The organism is Pseudomonas sp. HLS-6 TE3448 (genome assembly GCF_053629555.1).
The window spans coordinates 3,300,637-3,316,126 of the sequence record NZ_JBRJIO010000001.1; the positions used below are offsets into that span (position 1 = coordinate 3,300,637).

Here is a 15,490-nt window from a genome sequence, read left to right on the forward strand (position 1 = left end):
CGGGGCATGTCGCACTGGGGGCACCCTTGAGGCCAATTCAACGGTATGCAAACGCCGACAGCTTCTGTCATCTGCGCCTGGCGTCGCTGAGCGACACGGCGCCAGTTCGTCCACGATTGCAATCCTGACGTGACCACTGTGCCGTTCATGTCGCAGTTGCCCTATCGAGCCCTGTTGGTAGTGTCCGCTATCACGTTGTTGGCCGGCGGGTTTCTCTACCTGAACGCGCAGACCGCACTGGCGCATGGGCTGTGGCTGGCGGGGGTGTTGCCGGTCCTGCTGGGGCTTGCCATTGATATCGTCAAAACCCTGTTGCGTCGTCAAGCTGGGGTTGATGTGCTGGCCTTGCTGTCGATCAGCCTGGCGCTGGCGCTGGACGAAGTCTTCACGGCAGCGGTCATTGGCCTGATGGTGGCCAGCGGGCGGGCCCTGGAAGATTACGCCCAAGCGCAGGCTCGCCGTGAAATGACGGCATTGCTGAACCGAGCCCCACGCTTGGCTAACCGTTATGAAGACGGTCAACTGCGGCAGGTCAGTCTTGATCAGGTGGTGCCGGGCGACAGATTGTTGGTACGCAGCGGTGAAGTGGTGCCGGTTGACGGTACCTTGAGCGGCACGGCAGAGCTGGACGAGTCCACCTTGACCGGGGAGTCCTTGCCCGCTCGGCGGCTGTCCGGCGACACCGTGCGCAGTGGGGCGATCAACGCCGGTGCGGCGTTTGACATGATGGCGAGCGCCAGCGCTGCCGATAGCACGTTTGCCGGGATCGTCCGGCTGGTTGCCTCGGCACAAGCAACGCGTAGCCCGGTCACCCGACTGGCGGACCGTTATGCCCTGTTGTTCGTACCGCTGACGCTGGCCGTGGCAGGCGCGGCCTGGTTTTTTACCGGCGACCCGATTCGGCTGCTGGCGGTATTGGTCGTCGCAACGCCGTGCCCACTGATTCTGGCGGTGCCGGTGGCGATTGTTTCCGGCGTGTCCCGCTGCGCGCGCAGAGGGGTGCTGGTGAAAGGGGGCGGTGCGCTGGAACGGCTTGCTCAGGCCAACATCCTGTTTTTCGACAAGACCGGTACCCTGACGGGAGGCAATGCGCGCCTCGTTGCCATTCAGTGTGAGCCAGGCACCGCTGCCGAGGAGGTCCTGCGCCTTGCGGCGTCCCTGGAGCAGGCCTCCAATCACGTGATTGCCGCCGCGGTAGTGGCTGCGGCACGTGAGCGCGGCCTTGTGCTCTCAGTACCGACGCAAGTGGCCGAGGAACCGGGGGCAGGGGTGTCTGGACGGGTGGATGGCAAGACAGTAAGCGTCGGTAGCTTTGCCTATGTGATGCGCTCCACTGCGCCGGCAGCCTGGAGCCAGTTGTTTCTTCAAAGCCTGAGGTACGACGGCGCATGTGGGGTGTTTGTCGGGGTTGAGGGCGTGATGCTCGGGGCGCTGCACCTGACCGACGAGATTCGGCTGGAGACACCGAGAGCCCTGCGCCTGTTGCGCAGAGCGGGGATAGAGCGCTTCGTGATGCTGACCGGCGACCGGCAAAACGTTGCCGAGTCGATCGGCGCGGTACTCGGCGTAAGCGAGGTCCTTGCCGAGCAAACGCCTGGCGACAAGCTCGCCGCCATCCAGGCGGCACGCCGCGATGGCGTGGTCATCATGGTGGGCGACGGCGTGAATGATGCCCCGGCGCTGGCGGCGGCCGACATCGGTGTCTCCATGGGAGTACGCGGCGCAGACGCCTCGTCCGAGGCGGCGGATGTGGTCTTGCTGGTAGACCGTCTGGATCGCCTGGCGGAAGCACTGATAGTGGCACGTCGAACGCGCCGCATTGCGGTTCAGAGCGTTGGTGTCGGCATGGGGCTGACTCTGGTGGCGATGATCGCTGCAGCGTTCGGCTATTTACCGCCTGTCGCAGGCGCCCTGTTGCAGGAGGTGATCGATTTGCTCGCGATCCTCAGTGCGTTGCGTGCTCGCCAGTCGGGTTCGGCACGCCCGGCGGGCGTGTTGTCGAGCGAGCAGTGGGCACAGTTGCAGGTTGAGCACCAACAGCTCAAGCCCGTGCTGGAGAGTGTCAGGTCCCTGGCCGACCGCCTGAATAGCCTGTCCGGCCCGGTTGCGGCAGCTGAACTCGCTGCGTTGAACGAGCGTTTACTGAATCAGCTACTGCCTCACGAGCGCCAGGACGACAGTGAGCTGTACCCACGCATTGCCATCCTGACAGGGGGTGATGACCCGATGGCGGCGATGAACAATACACACCGCGAGATTTTTCGTATTACCCGGCGGCTTGCACACATTGCGCAGGATCTGCCGGCAGAAGGGCCCGACTCCGCCTACCTGCAGGAAATCCAGCGGCTCTTGTACGGCCTGGATGCGATTCTGCGTATGCATTTTGCTCAGGAAGAGGAGCTCTATCACGCGTTCAGGGACAGTGCCTGAGTTGCGCGCCACACATCCGGGAACGTCTGCAAATGTGGGCTTTTTTGATAAAAGTCAAGGCTGCCCGGGGGCATTCATGGAGGCTGTCAGTACAGGTCGGTGGCTGAACTACCCCGGAGTGCATGCTGATGGCTCACACAAAAATTCTCTTCCGTTCCGCTGCGCGCGAGAAGATTCTCTGCGGTGCGGCGCAATTGGCAGATGCGGTTCGCGTGACCCTCGGGCCCAAATCGAAATCGGTGCTGATCCAGAGCAAATGGGGCAACCCCATCGTCTGCAATGACGGTGTGACCATTGCCAAACGGGTCGATCTGCAGGACCCCGAGGAGAACCTCGGTGCGCAGATGCTGCGTCAGGCGGCCGAGCGTACGGGCGATGCAGTGGGGGATGGCACCAGCACCTCGACCTTGCTGGCCCATGCGATCCTCGCCGATGGCATACGCAACGTCGTCGCGGGCGCCAGTGCCATTGACCTCAAGCGCGGCCTGGACCGTGGGTTGGCGCTGGTGATGCAGTCGCTGCATGACCAGTCGCGTCCGGTGAGCTCCTTCAAAGAGAAGGCCCAGGTGGCCACACTTTCGGCTCATAACGATGCCAGCATCGGTCAATGGGTGGCGGATGCCCTGGAAAAAGTCGGTATTGAGGGCGTCGTCAGCGTCGAAGAGTCCAAGACCACCGAAACCATGGTCGAAGTCATGGAGGGCATGCGCTTCGACCGTGGTTATGTCTCGCCGTATTTTGTGACCGATACCGAGAAAATGCAGGTGGAGCTCGATGAGGTTTACCTGCTGCTCTGTGACCACAAGATCGGCCTTCTCAAAGACCTGCTGCCACTGCTTGAGAAGGTTGCTAAAAGTGGCCAGCCGCTGGTGCTGATTGCCGATGACATCGAGGGTGAAGCCCTGACCACGCTGGTCGTCAACCAGATTCGCGGCGTATTGCGCGCAGTGGCGATCAAGGCCCCGGGGTTTGGTGACCGACGCAAGGAGATGCTCCAGGACATTGCCGTCCTGACCGGTGGAACGGTGATTTCCAGCGAGCTGGGCATTGAGTTGGAACAGGTCGAATTGAGCCAGTTGGGGCAAGCGCATCGTGTCGTCGTACAGAAGGACAGCACGGCACTGATTGGCGGCGCCGGTACGCGTGAGGCGATTGAGGCGCGGCTGCAACACCTGCGTCAGCAAATGGACAGCACCACCAGCGACTACGATCGCGAGAGGCTTCAGGAGCGCCTGGCCAGGCTGTCGGGCGGTGTTGCGGTGATCCGTGTAGGCGCACCTTCCGAAGCCGAGATGAAAGTCCGCAAGGATGCCCTGGATGATGCCATTTCAGCGACGCGTGCGGCCATTGCCGAGGGCATCGTCCCTGGCGGTGGGCTGGCGCTGCTCAAGGCCATTCCGGTGATTGCGGCCGAGGAAGCGACCAGTGAAGGGGACTTCAAGACAGGACTGCAGATTCTGCGCCGGGCCTTGGAGGCACCGGCGAGGGTGATTGCGGAAAACTCTGCGGTAGATGCCGGGGTCGTCGTTGCGCGCATGCTCGCAGAGCCCGCCAACATTGGCTTTGATGCCTCCAGCAACCGCTACGTGGACATGTTCGAGGCTGGCATCATCGACCCGACAAAGGTGGTGCGCATCGCCTTGGAAAACGCGGTGTCAGTGGCCAGCATCCTGCTGTTGACCGAAGCCACCATGACCGATATCCCGGAAAAGGAACCATCACCGTCCATGCAGCTCCCTGAGTGACAGGCCCCCGTACCTGTCGCTCAGGAGGGGGCTTTGCGCTAGCCGGGCAGGGCACTCAAGAGGTCAATCATGCATCCGACGCTTATTACCAAAACCATGGGCGAGTGCCCGGTGACACCGAATTGGCTCGATAGCAGGCAAGCCCGGGAAAGGTTTTCCTGGCAGGCGCAAGCAGCCGAGTTGGGCGGGTTGCCGGGTGGAGGGTTGAACCTCGCCCATGAGGCCGTTGACCGGCATGCGCTGGGCGAGCGCCGGGAGCATACGGCATTGCGGCTGGTTGAACGTAACGGCGGTTGCCGAGACATCAGCTATGCCCAACTGAGCCTGCTGAGCAATCGTTTTGCCAGCCTGCTGAACCGCTTGGGTGTGCAGCCGGGCGAGCGCGTGTTCATGCTGTGCAACCGAGGGCTGGAGTTGTACCTCGGCGTGCTTGGCGGCTTGAAGCTTGGTTGCGTGGTGTCGCCACTGTTCTGTGCATTTGGTCCCGAGCCGATCGAAACGCGCCTGCGCCTTGGCGAGGGTCGCGTGCTGTTGACCACTGAAGCGCTCTATCGACGTAAGGTCGCGGCCATTCGTGAGCGCTTGCCCGCCCTCCGGCATGTGCTGCTCTATGACGAACAGGGCGCCGAGATCGAGCCGTTGGCCGGCACACTCCGCTTGCAGCCGTTGTTGGACGAGGCCGATGAGCAGTTCCCGGTTGCCCAGACTACCCCTGACAGCCCTGCGCTTTTGCACTTCACCAGTGGCACGACGGGCACGCCCAAGGGGGTGCTGCATGTCCATGGTGCGGCGTTGACTCACCGGGTCACGGGCAAGTACGCGTTGGATCTGCACCCTGATGATATCTATTGGTGCAGCGCCGATCCTGGCTGGGTCACGGGTACCTCCTATGGCATTTTCGCGCCCCTGTTGCTGGGGGTGACCAGTGTGGTCGACAGCAACGAGTTCGACGCCGAGCGCTGGTACTGCATGCTTGAAGCCCAGCGGATTACGGTCTGGTACACGGCACCGACGGCGATCCGGTTACTGATGAAAGCCGGCGCAGCACTGGCGCACAACCATCATTTTGACTGTTTGCGGTTCATTGCCAGCGTTGGCGAGCCGCTTAACCCAGAGGCGGTCTGGTGGGGCAAGGAAGTGTTGGGCCTGCCGATCCATGACAATTGGTGGCAGACCGAAACGGGCGGCATCATGATTGCCAACACCGTGTCGATGGACATCAAGCCCGGCTCCATGGGCAAGCCGCTGCCGGGCGTGGACGCCGCAATTGTCACGCTCAATGCAGATGGCACCTTGTGCTTCCTGGCAGATGAAGAGGTCGGCGAGTTGGCCCTGAGACAGCCGTGGCCAGCGATGTTTCGTGCCTATCTCGGACAGGAAGCGCGTTACCGCCAGTGTTTTGTCGGTGACTGGTACCTGAGCGGTGACCTGGTTCGCCGGGATGCTGATGGCTATTACTGGTTCATTGGCCGTAGCGACGATGTGATCAAGTCAGCCGGACACCTGATCGGCCCGTTCGAAGTCGAGAGCTCGCTCATGGAGCATCCGGCCGTGGCGGAAGCGGCGGTGATCGGCAAGCCCGACCCTTTGTTGGGTGAAACCGTGAAGGCCTTTGTCTCCCTCAAAAGCGGCTTCACAGCCAGCCCGCAATTGCATGACGAGTTGCTCGGTCACGGGCGTAAGCGGCTGGGCGCGGTGGTCGCGCCCAAGGAGTTGGAGTTCGTCGCGCAACTGCCACACACCCGCAGCGGGAAGCTCATGCGGCGCCTGCTCAAGGCAAGGGAACTGGGCTTGCCCGAAGGTGACACCTCCAGCCTGGAGAACCCGTCATGAGCCCGCAGCCGTTGCCCTATGCAGACGATGTGCTGCTTGCCTTGCTCCGTGACATGCTGCGTATCCGCCGTTTCGAGGAGCGTGCTGCCGAACTCTATGGCGAAGGAAAAATTCGCGGTTTCCTGCACCTTTACATCGGTGAAGAGGCGGTGGCTGTTGGCGTCATGCATGCACTTGGCGCCCACGATGCGGTGGTCTCGACCTACCGTGAGCATGGTCACGCGTTGCTCAAAGGGGTGCCGATGCAGGCGATTTTCGCCGAGATGTATGGGCATCAGGAGGGATGCTCACGCGGCCGCGGCGGCTCGATGCACCTGTTCGATGCCAAGACCCGTTTCTACGGCGGCAACGCGATCGTCGCGGGTGGTTTGCCGCTGGCGGTCGGCCTGGCCCTGGCCGACCGCATGCAGGGAAAGACCGATGTCTCGGTGTGTTTCTTCGGTGAAGGGGCGATGGCGGAGGGTGCATTTCATGAGTCAATGAATTTGGCGGCTCTCTGGCAACTGCCCGTGCTGTTTTGTTGCGAAAACAACCTCTATGCCATGGGTACCGCGTTGTCGCGCTCACAATCGCAAACCGACCTGTGCGCCAAGGCTGCGGCCTATAAGGTCGCGACTCAGTCGGTGGATGGCATGGACGTGATTGCCGTGCATCAAGCCACGAGCGTAGCCCTTGAGCATGTCCGGGCAGGGCGTGGTCCTTACTTCCTGGCGTTTCAGACCTATCGGTTTCGCGCACATTCCATGTTCGACCCGGAGTTGTACCGCGACAAGGCGGAAGTGGAGCAATGGAAGGCACGTGGCCCGATCCACACCTACAGCGCACGGCTCAAGGCGCAGGGCGTGGTTGACGAAGCCGGCTTTCTCGCGATCGCGGCCCAGGTGGAGGCGCAAGTGGAGGCCGCGATTGCCGATGCCGAGGCCGGTAGCCTGGAGCCGCTTGAGGATCTGTACCGCGATGTGCATACCCCGCAGGCTGCGCCATGAACCCGTCCATGACCTACCGTGAAGCCCTGCGCGAGGCCTTGCGCGACGCCTTGCAAAAGGATTCCCGGGTGTTCTTGATGGGTGAGGACGTAGGGCGTTACGGTGGCAGCTATGCCGTCTCCAAGGGGTTGCTTGAGGCGTTCGGCCCCGAACGCATTCGCGACACGCCCTTGTCCGAGCTGGGGTTCGTGGGCGCCGGTATCGGCGCAGCGCTGGGCGGCATGCGCCCGATCGTCGAGATCATGACGGTCAACTTCAGTTTGCTCGCTCTGGACCCGCTGATGAACACGGCGGCGGCCTTGAGGCATATGTCCGGTGGGCAGTTTTCTGTGCCGCTGGTGGTGCGTATGGCGACGGGTGCCGGGCGCCAACTGGCCGCACAGCATTCGCACAGCCTGGAAGGCTGGTACGCCCATATCCCTGGGTTGAAAATTCTTGCGCCGGCGACCGTCGAGGATGCGCGCGGCATGCTCTGGCCGGCCTTGCAGGACCCGGATCCGGTGCTGATCTTCGAGCATGCTCAACTCTACAACCTCGAAGGTGACCCAGGTGATTGGCAACACGTGGATATCGGCAGCGCAAAGGTCCGACGAACAGGCAAGGACCTGACCCTGATTGCCTATGGCGGCACGCTCGGCAAAGCACTGAAGGCAGCCGAGCAGTTGGCCGGGGAGGGCATTGATTGCGAGGTCATCGACCTGCGCGTGCTGCGTCCTCTGGATGACGCCACCCTCATGTCTTCCGTCGGCAAGACCCATCGCGCGCTGGTTGTCGATGAGGGCTGGCGCAGTGGCAGCCTGGCAGCCGAAATCATTACACGGATCGTCGAACAGGCTTTTTTCGAGCTGGATGCGCCACCTTCAAGGGTGTGCAGTGCCGAGGTACCCATTCCCTATGCCCGGCACCTCGAAGAAGCCTCGCTGCCACAAGTCGCGACAATCGTCGCCGCCGCCCATGAACTGTGTCGGGGGACGTGAACATGCATAGCGCAACGTGTCGCGCGCGCAGGCAGAACTGGGGGCGCACACCATGATCGAGTTCAATCTGCCGTCACTCGGTGCCGACATGGATGAAGGCACCTTGTTGGAGTGGAAGGTCCAGCCGGGTGAAGTGGTCAAGCGAGGTCAGGTGATTGCTGTTGTCGACACGGCCAAGGCTGCCGTAGAGGTTGAGTGTTGGCATGACGCTACGGTCGCGCAATTGTTGATTGAGGTTGGCACCAAGGTACCGGTCGGCACACCGATCGCGCTGTTGCTGGCGCCAGGTGAACAGGCACAAAGCGCGCCACTCACCGCCACCGGCAGCACCGCCACCGGCAGCGGCCATGGACGGGTTGAAACGCCCAAAGCCGTCGCCGGCCGACCACGGATTTCCCCGGTGGCCCGCAAGCGCGCGGCCGAGTTGGGCCTGGATGTCACGCTGCTTGGCGGTAGCGGACCACACGGTGTGATCACGCTGGACGATGTCGAAGCGGCCGCTCGTGCTGCAACGCCACCGGACCGGAACCAGGCCATGCGTCAAACCATCGCCATGGCCATGAGCCGTTCCAAGCGAGAGATTCCGCACTACTACCTGTGCGAGACCCTTGAGCTGGGCCACGCCATGACCTGGCTGCAGGCACACAATGCGCACTGTCCGTTGCAGGAGCGCTTGTTGCCCAACGTACTGCTGTTAAAAGCCGTGGCCCTGGCACTGCGCACGTACCCCCGGCTCAATGGCTTCTGGCGCGACACAAATACCTTCGAGCCTGCAACCGGCAGTGATCTTGGGGTGGCGATCTCGCTGCGCCAGGGCGGCCTGCTTGCGCCGGTCTTGCACGATGTCGCTGACAAGTCATTGCCCCAGTTGATGAGTGAACTGGCCAGCCTGGTGGAGCGTACGCGCAGTGGCTCCTTGCGCAGCTCCGAGCTCAGCGGTGCGGGCCTGACGGTGACGCTGCTTGGCGATCAGGGGGTGGACACCGTCATTGGCGTGATCTACCCGCCCCAGGTGGCGCTGGTCGGCTTCGGGCGGATCAGTGAGCGGCCCTGGGTGCGTGAGGGGCAACTCTGCGTGATGCCCTCCGTCGTCAGCAGCCTGTCTGCCGATCATCGGGTCAGCGACGGCCACTATGGCGCGCGGTTTCTCGTTGAGCTTGGTCATTTACTACAACAACCCGAGAACCTTTGAGGCATGCACACATGGATCGACAATTGATCAGCAGTGAGGTTCTGAATGCCTTGAAAGGCATCGCGCCAGAGCTGGAGGTCGAGCACCTGCGCAGCGATCGGTCACTGCGCGAAGAGGTTGATCTGGACTCCATGGACTGGCTTCGCTTTATCGAAGCCTTGAACAAGCGCGTCGGCATCGCCATTCCCGAAGCCGATTACCAGCAGGTACAAACCCTGGATACGCTCGTCGACTATTTGTTGCAAAAGGGCACGACGAGCGCGGATCCGTCCTTGATAAGCCCTTAGGAAGGTGTCAGATGAACCCTAGTCCTTCGTTGCAAATGACCTTGCGTGACAGAACGGCTGCCGGCCAAAGCCTGGTGGAGTCGCTGCTGCAATTCGCACAACGGGATGATGTCATTGTTCTCGGCCTGCCACGCGGTGGTGTTCCGGTTGCCTACGAAATCGCCAGCGCTCTTGAGGTTCGCCTGGACGTGATGCTGGTCCGCAAGCTGGGCGTGCCCTCTCATGAGGAATACGCCATGGGCGCCATTGCCAGTGGCGGTATACAAATCGTCAATGAGGACGTGTTGCGAGCCAATCACATCGATCAGGTTACCCTCGACGCTGTGGTCGAACGGGAAACCCGTGAGTTATCACGCCGCGAGCACGCCTACCGGGCAGGGCGACAGCCCTTGAACCTCAAGGATCAGGTGGTGATTCTGGTCGATGACGGGCTGGCCACCGGGGCCACAATGATGGCTGCGGTACATGCCGTACGGCGACACAACCCGGCGCACATTGTCGTTGCCGTGCCTGTGGCGGCACTGGACTCTGCCGAGGCCTTGCGCAGTGAAGTGACCGAGCTGGTGTGCCCGCTCACGCCTGAGTGGCTGGTGTCGATCGGGCAATGGTACCTGGACTTTTCCCAGACATCGGACGACGAGGTCATCGACCTGCTGCAGCGTGCCTGGCAGCGTGAATCTGGCGTGTGAATGGCACCGTTTTATGGGGAACAAGCCGCTGTTGAAGCGGCTGCGTGACCCCTACACGCCAAACGGATAGGTCTCGTCTTCCGGTTCCAGCTTCTGGGATTTGGGCAGTGGCAACGCTGTGACCGGAAGCGTCTTTTCAAACCACACCATTGCGTCGAATTGGTCGGCCAGTACTGCCTGAAAATAGTGGCTTTCGCGTTCACTCTGCGGGCGGTAGATGACACCTATGGCCCGTTCCAGCAGCGACATGGACAGCGCGTCGCGCAGATCCTCTCGTTGCGGATCACGCCAGTCGGTCAATGAGCGGGCCACGCCGGCCTTGAGAAATTGCTGTTCCCAGCTATCGGCACGTGAGGGGCGCACATCCTTGATGTGCATGTCGCCATCCCAATCATCGGCCGCCGCTACCTGACCCTGATCGGTGCTCATGCCGATCAGCACCACGTCCCGACCATAGGCGCTGCGGCACAGTTGGCCAATGTTGAATTGTCCCATCCAGCCCATCTCCGTGGCACTTGCATTGCCGATATGGGAGTTGTGCGCCCACACCACGGCTTTGGCTTCAGCACCCCGATGTTCGAGCAGCGCCTGCAAGGTGTCGAACATATGCCGGTCGCGCAGGTTCCAGGAGGCGCTCGAACCACGATAGATGGCGCGGTAGTACTGTTCCGCCGCCCGGATGACTTGTGCATTCTGCCGGGCATCGAAAAAGGCTTCATCGTCCTTTACCAGCCCGGCCAACTGCTTGGCCAACATGACGTTCAGTTGCTCGACCACCGCTTGCTCACAGGGCATTACACCTGCACGTTCGACAAAGTGACCATACAGGGTCGGATCATCCTGCCAAGGGGTCAGACAGCCGTAGCGTTGCCGCGCTTCATGGGCCAGCAGCGGGTCGACACCCTCCAGATAGTGCAGCACCTCCCGAATGGAGTTGCGCAAGCTGTAGACATCCAGCCCACGGAACTCGACACGCCGCTCCGGGGCCATCGAGTGGTTGTACTGGTGTAGCCAGTGGGCAAAGGTTTTCACCTCGGTATTGCGCCACATCCAGGTAGGAAAGCGGCTGAAGATATGGCGCTTCCAGGCCGTTGGTGCCAGCCCGCGCACATAGCGGTCAACGTGGCTGGCATCTGGCCAGTCTGCTTCGACGGCAATGATGTTGAAGCCGTGCTGGGTTATCAGCCGTTGAGTAATCGCCGCACGGGCCCGATAGAAGTCCGAGGTGCCATGACTGGCTTCGCCGATCATGACCACCCGCGCATCGGCGTAGCGGTCAAACAGCGCGCCGAAGGCTTCTGTCTCCAGCGCTGGCAACGGTTCAGCGTAATGGCGTAGCAACGGCGTAATAGCGGCCTGGGCGCTGTTGGCGCGGTAGGCATAGGGTTTCTTCAACATGCTGTGGGTACTCCCGGACGTGGGCTTTCGTCATTCAGGTAGCCCTGTGCCTGACGCAGCAATTGCCGGGCTTTATCGGCTTTCAGTTGCTGCAAGGCACAGTCCTGCTGGCGCACTGAGCCGTTGGCGAGGGAAAAACTGCGAGTCGCGGCCCTTAATGAAAGAAAGAATGCCAAGGGGCGGCAGTCTTCGTTCATGTCACCGTGTTGCAGATAGCTGTTCAACAGGCACACCGCCAGAGGGTGCAGACCATGATGGTCCAGGTCCATTAACACGAATGCCACGTCGTAGAGCCTGTCGATACAGGCGATTCGCTCGCTGAACTCAATACCGTCGAATAACGTCGGATGCCCGTTGTACAAACAGATGTTGGCCAAGCGCAGGTCGCCATGACAACGCCGCACCCGTCCCTCGCGTCGGCGCTGTTCCAGGCATTGGGTCAAGCCGTCGAGTGTCGAACGGCTGGCACTGTAGAGGGCGTTGACCGCGTCCATCGCCAAGAGCTGCGGATAGCGGCACATTTCCCGATGGTTCTTTTCAACTTCCCAGGCCAGGTCATCCACGCGACCGAAGGCCGGGGTAACCTCGGCGCTGGCATGAAACCGTGCAATGTCCGCTCCCAGTTCAGTGATCAGCGGCTCGCTCAGTCGACCCTCAACGGCCATGCGGTCGAACAGCGCTTCCTGAGGAAAGCGCCGCATGACCACCAGCCAATCCACGACCTGGCCGTCACCGTCGAATGCCAGCTGGCCATCTGATTGGCGTGTGATCGGGCATAGGCGCAAATACAGGTCTGGGGCTGTCCGGCTGTTGAGTCGCAACTCAGCCCGGCAGGCCTGCTCGCGGCGTTCCAGGGTCAGGAAATCCAGCGCAGCATACGCCACTGCGAGCTTGAGCTTGTAGGCTCGATCCGCGTGGAGAAACACTCTGGAACCGTGGCTCTCTATGCAGATGACCGGCTGCTCAGGCCCTGGGTAGTTGCCGGGGCATGAGAGAAAGGCGATGACCTCGTCCTGCGAGTTGCTCATGGTCGTCTCGATGGGTAGGTAGCCGTTGCAACTACTCTATCCAAGACAGGTCCGGGCCTTTTGACATTTGTCAGAAAGGTGGACTCGGTGCCGTCTACAGGACACCAGACGACAAAAAGCCCGCGTAAGGCGGGCTCTCTGCGACGGGTCGCTGATCCATCAGCTGCAGGCAGTGTGCGCTTGCGCTGCTGACACCACCATGGGCAAAAGGTCGTACTGTCGGAGCGTGCGCTGCAGCTGCCGCACTCGCGCAGGGCCTTCAGGGGGTGAGGGTGGTGGCGGGGTAGAACAGGATATTAAGGACGAAGAGCATTACCCAGAAGCCGATTTCCAGGGTTTCGGTGATCGGTTGGATACGCTTCAGTGCGCCATAGACATGCACGGCGAACATCAGGCCGAAGACCATGAACAGTAGGTCGAAGGCGTAGCTGTAACTAGTGCCGGTCATGACCGAACGCAGCATGGCGGCTTCAATGACCAGAATGAATGCGCCAAGGCAGCGTCCGAAGTAAATGGCCAGGTGCTGATGGTCCGGGATCGTCCAGCGCATGGCTTTGGCCCAGGCAATAGGCGCAATGAAGATCGGCAGCGCGAAGAAAAGCGTGGTCACGATCATCAGGGTGGCGATGTATTCCTTGCTGTATTGCGCATAGTAGCCAAGCATCGACGAACTCCTTGTTCCGATGGCGCAGTGAAGCGCCACTCAATCGCTGTTGTTGTTATGGAGGGCCTGTTCTGCGCGGCAAGAATTGCGATCGGCCTGTCGGGCTGTCAAGCACACGGGGGCTTTCCAGTACCAAAGAGGCAGGGGGTACGACTTAAGGTGTGGGCGGCAACAGGGTGACCAGATGCGCGATGGGCGTACCGACGGCAGAACCTACGGAAACGCTGCGCTGATGGTCACCCTGGTGGCCCTGAAGGCGCTTACTTCAAGGTTTTCAGGTAAGCGATCAGGTGTTGGCGGCTCTGCGCGTCTGCCTGGCCGGGGAACATCATCATGTTGCCCGGCAGCAGGGTGGCAGGGCTGCTCAGCCATTTGTCCAGGTTGGCTTCATTCCACTGCAGCTTGGCGCCTTGCAGTGCGGCAGAGTAGCTGAAGGCGGGTGCTTGGGCGCTGGCACGGCCGAACACGCCATGCAGGCTTGGGCCCATGAGATTCTTGCCCGCTTCGGGGCTGTGACAGAAGCCGCACTGGGCGGTGAACAGGGTTTTGCCCTGGGCGGCGTCGCCCTGAGCCAGGGCCAGAGGGGCAGCCAGCAGCAAGGCACTGGCAGCGAACAGTTGCGCGTAGTTCATGGTATTTCCTAGCGGTAAAAACCGCCCCGCCGAGAGGTGCCGGCGGGGCATCAAGAGCAATCAGAACGGGTTGGCGAGGTCGATGCCCGACTTGCCTGGCGCCAGAATGTTGTTCGGATCCAGGGCACGCTTGAGTGCATGCTCAACCTTGCGCTTCACCGGGCCGTAGCTCTGCGCCACACGCTCCTGGAAGGCTGTGTTGACGCGGTACACGGCGTAGCCTTCGCTCTCGAACACATCCAGCAGTTCGGCGAAGCAGGCGTTGGCGCGCTTGGTCTCTTCCGGGTTGGTGCGGTCGTACAACACGTCGATGACGTGGTGCATGTCGCGCCAGCCGACGATGAACTCGCCGACATAGTCCAGGCCATGCTTGTTGAGGATCTTCTTGGCCAGCGCCTGCTGCTTGTTGCACTCGCTGCCACGGGCCTGGCTCACCGGGGCGAACCACATCGAACCACCGCCGCCACGCCAGTTGTACAGGCCGAATTCCTGCAGGTTTGGCACACCCGACATCAATTGCGCGCGGTACTTGAACGGCTGGGTGTCACCGGCTTCTTCCTGGGTGACGATGCGGCCTTTGCCCAGTTGTTTCAGGGCGCCGGTGACGATCTTCCAGTTCACATCGACCTGTTCCTGAGTGCCGTAGAGCGCGGCGTACACGTTCCAGGCACCGAGGTTCTTGTCTTTCTGGATCTGCTTGAGGATCGCGTCGGAGGTCGCACCCGGCTCAGTGGTGTAGTCGGCACGGCGGGTGTTGCAGGTGGAGGCTTCCCAGAGTACGCCGGCGATGACCACCGAGTTCGGGATGACCTGGGCAATACGCAGGGGGCGGATGAATTCGACAATCTCAGCGATGTCCGACTCGTTCTCGAACTTGATCTCGAACGGCTTGAACACCGGTGGTTTTGGCATCAGCCAGAAACCCATCTTGGTGCAGATACCATAGTTGGCCTGGGTGAACATGCCGTCCAGGGTTGGGCCGTAGCCCCATTTGAACACCTGCCAGGCCTTGTCGCCCTTAACGCCGCCCATGCCGGTACGGTAGACGTCACCGTTGGCCAGTACCACTTCCATGCCGCATTGCATCAGGAAGTGCTCACCGTAGGGGGTGTAGCCCACGCCACGGTCCATGGTATTGCCCAGCGGGCCGGCGATGGCCGACGGCGCGGAGAACGACAGCATGAGCGGCAGGTTGTTTTCCTGCAGGTAGTCGTACAACTGCTGGTAGGTCACACCCGGTTCGACCAGTGCCGTACACAGCTCTGGGTCGACATGCAGGATCTTGTTCATCTTCTTCAGGTCGAGGATCACCTGGCCGCGTTGGCCTGGCGCCGCCGAACCGTAGCCGAAGTTACGGCCGGTGGAGATGGTCCATACCGGAATCTTGTGTTCGTTGCAGATCTTCACCACGCCTTGCACCTGCTCGACGGTGGTGGCGGTGACGGCGGCGGATGGCGTGTGTTCGGCGTTGTCCACGGCCATCATGATCTTGGTGTAGGGGATCAGTTGATCGTCCTTGACCAGAACATTGTCCTCGCCCAGCAGCTTACGGAACTTGGCGATGGCTTGTTGGAAGTTGGCAGCATCGACGCCGCGCGGGAGCAGGGTGTTGTTGGTTTGCTCAGTCAT

The 15,490-nt window shown here is 61.4% G+C and carries 13 protein-coding genes; 8 read left to right on the plus strand and 5 right to left on the minus strand.

The window, feature by feature from the left end; genetic code table 11:
- The first annotated feature begins 147 nt into the window (after positions 1–147).
- The 8 genes from AB7M23_RS15330 to AB7M23_RS15365 all read left to right on the plus strand — a co-directional run bounded on the left by AB7M23_RS15330 (position 148) and on the right by AB7M23_RS15365 (position 10,139).
- Positions 148–2,430 (plus strand): heavy metal translocating P-type ATPase, encoded by a 2,283-nt coding sequence (locus AB7M23_RS15330; RefSeq protein WP_454241221.1) that lies wholly within the window; start codon positions 148–150, stop codon positions 2,428–2,430.
- Between the two features lie 128 nt (positions 2,431–2,558).
- Positions 2,559–4,175, plus strand: coding sequence for a chaperonin GroEL (groL, locus tag AB7M23_RS15335; protein ID WP_454241222.1), 1,617 nt, complete (start codon positions 2,559–2,561; stop codon positions 4,173–4,175).
- Between the two features lie 69 nt (positions 4,176–4,244).
- Complete coding sequence (gene acsA / locus AB7M23_RS15340; RefSeq protein WP_454241223.1) at positions 4,245–6,008, plus strand: acetate--CoA ligase; 1,764 nt, start codon at positions 4,245–4,247, stop codon at positions 6,006–6,008.
- Positions 6,005–6,994, plus strand: a complete 990-nt coding sequence (gene pdhA / locus AB7M23_RS15345) for a pyruvate dehydrogenase (acetyl-transferring) E1 component subunit alpha (protein WP_454241224.1) — start codon at positions 6,005–6,007, stop codon at positions 6,992–6,994. Before acsA ends, pdhA begins: the two co-directional genes overlap by 4 nt.
- Positions 6,991–7,971 carry an alpha-ketoacid dehydrogenase subunit beta gene (locus AB7M23_RS15350; RefSeq protein WP_256588054.1) on the plus strand — a complete coding sequence of 327 codons (981 nt, stop codon included), beginning with the start codon at positions 6,991–6,993 and terminating at the stop codon, positions 7,969–7,971. The genes pdhA and AB7M23_RS15350 overlap by 4 nt, the downstream gene beginning before the upstream one ends.
- Before the next feature lie 52 nt (positions 7,972–8,023).
- A complete protein-coding gene (locus AB7M23_RS15355; RefSeq protein ID WP_454241225.1) occupies positions 8,024–9,163 on the plus strand; it encodes a dihydrolipoamide acetyltransferase family protein in 1,140 nt (379 codons plus the stop codon).
- An 11-nt stretch (positions 9,164–9,174) separates the two neighbouring features.
- Entirely contained in the window at positions 9,175–9,450 is a 276-nt protein-coding gene (locus tag AB7M23_RS15360) for an acyl carrier protein (RefSeq protein WP_102053455.1), read from the plus strand.
- Between the two features lie 11 nt (positions 9,451–9,461).
- On the plus strand, positions 9,462–10,139 hold the full coding sequence (locus tag AB7M23_RS15365) for a phosphoribosyltransferase (RefSeq protein WP_454241226.1): 678 nt from the start codon (positions 9,462–9,464) through the stop codon (positions 10,137–10,139).
- A 51-nt stretch (positions 10,140–10,190) separates the two neighbouring features.
- Here the strand turns inward: AB7M23_RS15365 and AB7M23_RS15370 are convergent, their stop codons facing one another.
- The 5 genes from AB7M23_RS15370 to AB7M23_RS15390 all read right to left on the minus strand — a co-directional run bounded on the left by AB7M23_RS15370 (position 10,191) and on the right by AB7M23_RS15390 (position 15,490).
- A complete protein-coding gene (locus AB7M23_RS15370) occupies positions 10,191–11,537 on the minus strand; it encodes an erythromycin esterase family protein (RefSeq protein ID WP_102053453.1) in 1,347 nt (448 codons plus the stop codon).
- Positions 11,531–12,565 carry a phosphotransferase gene (locus AB7M23_RS15375; protein ID WP_454241227.1) on the minus strand — a complete coding sequence of 345 codons (1,035 nt, stop codon included), beginning with the start codon at positions 12,563–12,565 and terminating at the stop codon, positions 11,531–11,533. The genes AB7M23_RS15370 and AB7M23_RS15375 overlap by 7 nt, the downstream gene beginning before the upstream one ends.
- Positions 12,566–12,824: 259 nt before the next feature.
- Positions 12,825–13,229 carry a hypothetical protein gene (locus AB7M23_RS15380; RefSeq protein ID WP_102053451.1) on the minus strand — a complete coding sequence of 135 codons (405 nt, stop codon included), beginning with the start codon at positions 13,227–13,229 and terminating at the stop codon, positions 12,825–12,827.
- A 260-nt stretch (positions 13,230–13,489) separates the two neighbouring features.
- Positions 13,490–13,861: a c-type cytochrome gene (locus AB7M23_RS15385; protein ID WP_065760038.1), complete on the minus strand. Its 372-nt coding sequence runs from the start codon at positions 13,859–13,861 to the stop codon at positions 13,490–13,492.
- A 60-nt stretch (positions 13,862–13,921) separates the two neighbouring features.
- A complete protein-coding gene (locus AB7M23_RS15390) occupies positions 13,922–15,490 on the minus strand; it encodes an FAD-binding oxidoreductase (RefSeq protein WP_065760039.1) in 1,569 nt (522 codons plus the stop codon).

What these genes read in the sequence shown, in the direction of transcription:
- AB7M23_RS15380 (WP_102053451.1), bottom strand. Translation starts at nt 13,229, where the DNA reads ATGCTTGGCTACTATGCGCAATACAGCAAGGAATACATCGCCACCCTG.
- AB7M23_RS15385 (WP_065760038.1), bottom strand. Translation starts at nt 13,861, where the DNA reads ATGAACTACGCGCAACTGTTCGCTGCCAGTGCCTTGCTGCTGGCTGCC.
- groL (WP_454241222.1), top strand. Translation starts at nt 2,559, where the DNA reads ATGGCTCACACAAAAATTCTCTTCCGTTCCGCTGCGCGCGAGAAGATT.
- AB7M23_RS15390 (WP_065760039.1), bottom strand. Translation starts at nt 15,490, where the DNA reads ATGACTGAGCAAACCAACAACACCCTGCTCCCGCGCGGCGTCGATGCT.
- AB7M23_RS15370 (WP_102053453.1), bottom strand. Translation starts at nt 11,537, where the DNA reads ATGTTGAAGAAACCCTATGCCTACCGCGCCAACAGCGCCCAGGCCGCT.
- AB7M23_RS15375 (WP_454241227.1), bottom strand. Translation starts at nt 12,565, where the DNA reads ATGAGCAACTCGCAGGACGAGGTCATCGCCTTTCTCTCATGCCCCGGC.
- AB7M23_RS15330 (WP_454241221.1), top strand. Translation starts at nt 148, where the DNA reads ATGTCGCAGTTGCCCTATCGAGCCCTGTTGGTAGTGTCCGCTATCACG.
- AB7M23_RS15350 (WP_256588054.1), top strand. Translation starts at nt 6,991, where the DNA reads ATGAACCCGTCCATGACCTACCGTGAAGCCCTGCGCGAGGCCTTGCGC.
- pdhA (WP_454241224.1), top strand. Translation starts at nt 6,005, where the DNA reads ATGAGCCCGCAGCCGTTGCCCTATGCAGACGATGTGCTGCTTGCCTTG.
- AB7M23_RS15360 (WP_102053455.1), top strand. Translation starts at nt 9,175, where the DNA reads ATGGATCGACAATTGATCAGCAGTGAGGTTCTGAATGCCTTGAAAGGC.
- AB7M23_RS15365 (WP_454241226.1), top strand. Translation starts at nt 9,462, where the DNA reads ATGAACCCTAGTCCTTCGTTGCAAATGACCTTGCGTGACAGAACGGCT.
- AB7M23_RS15355 (WP_454241225.1), top strand. Translation starts at nt 8,024, where the DNA reads ATGATCGAGTTCAATCTGCCGTCACTCGGTGCCGACATGGATGAAGGC.
- acsA (WP_454241223.1), top strand. Translation starts at nt 4,245, where the DNA reads ATGCATCCGACGCTTATTACCAAAACCATGGGCGAGTGCCCGGTGACA.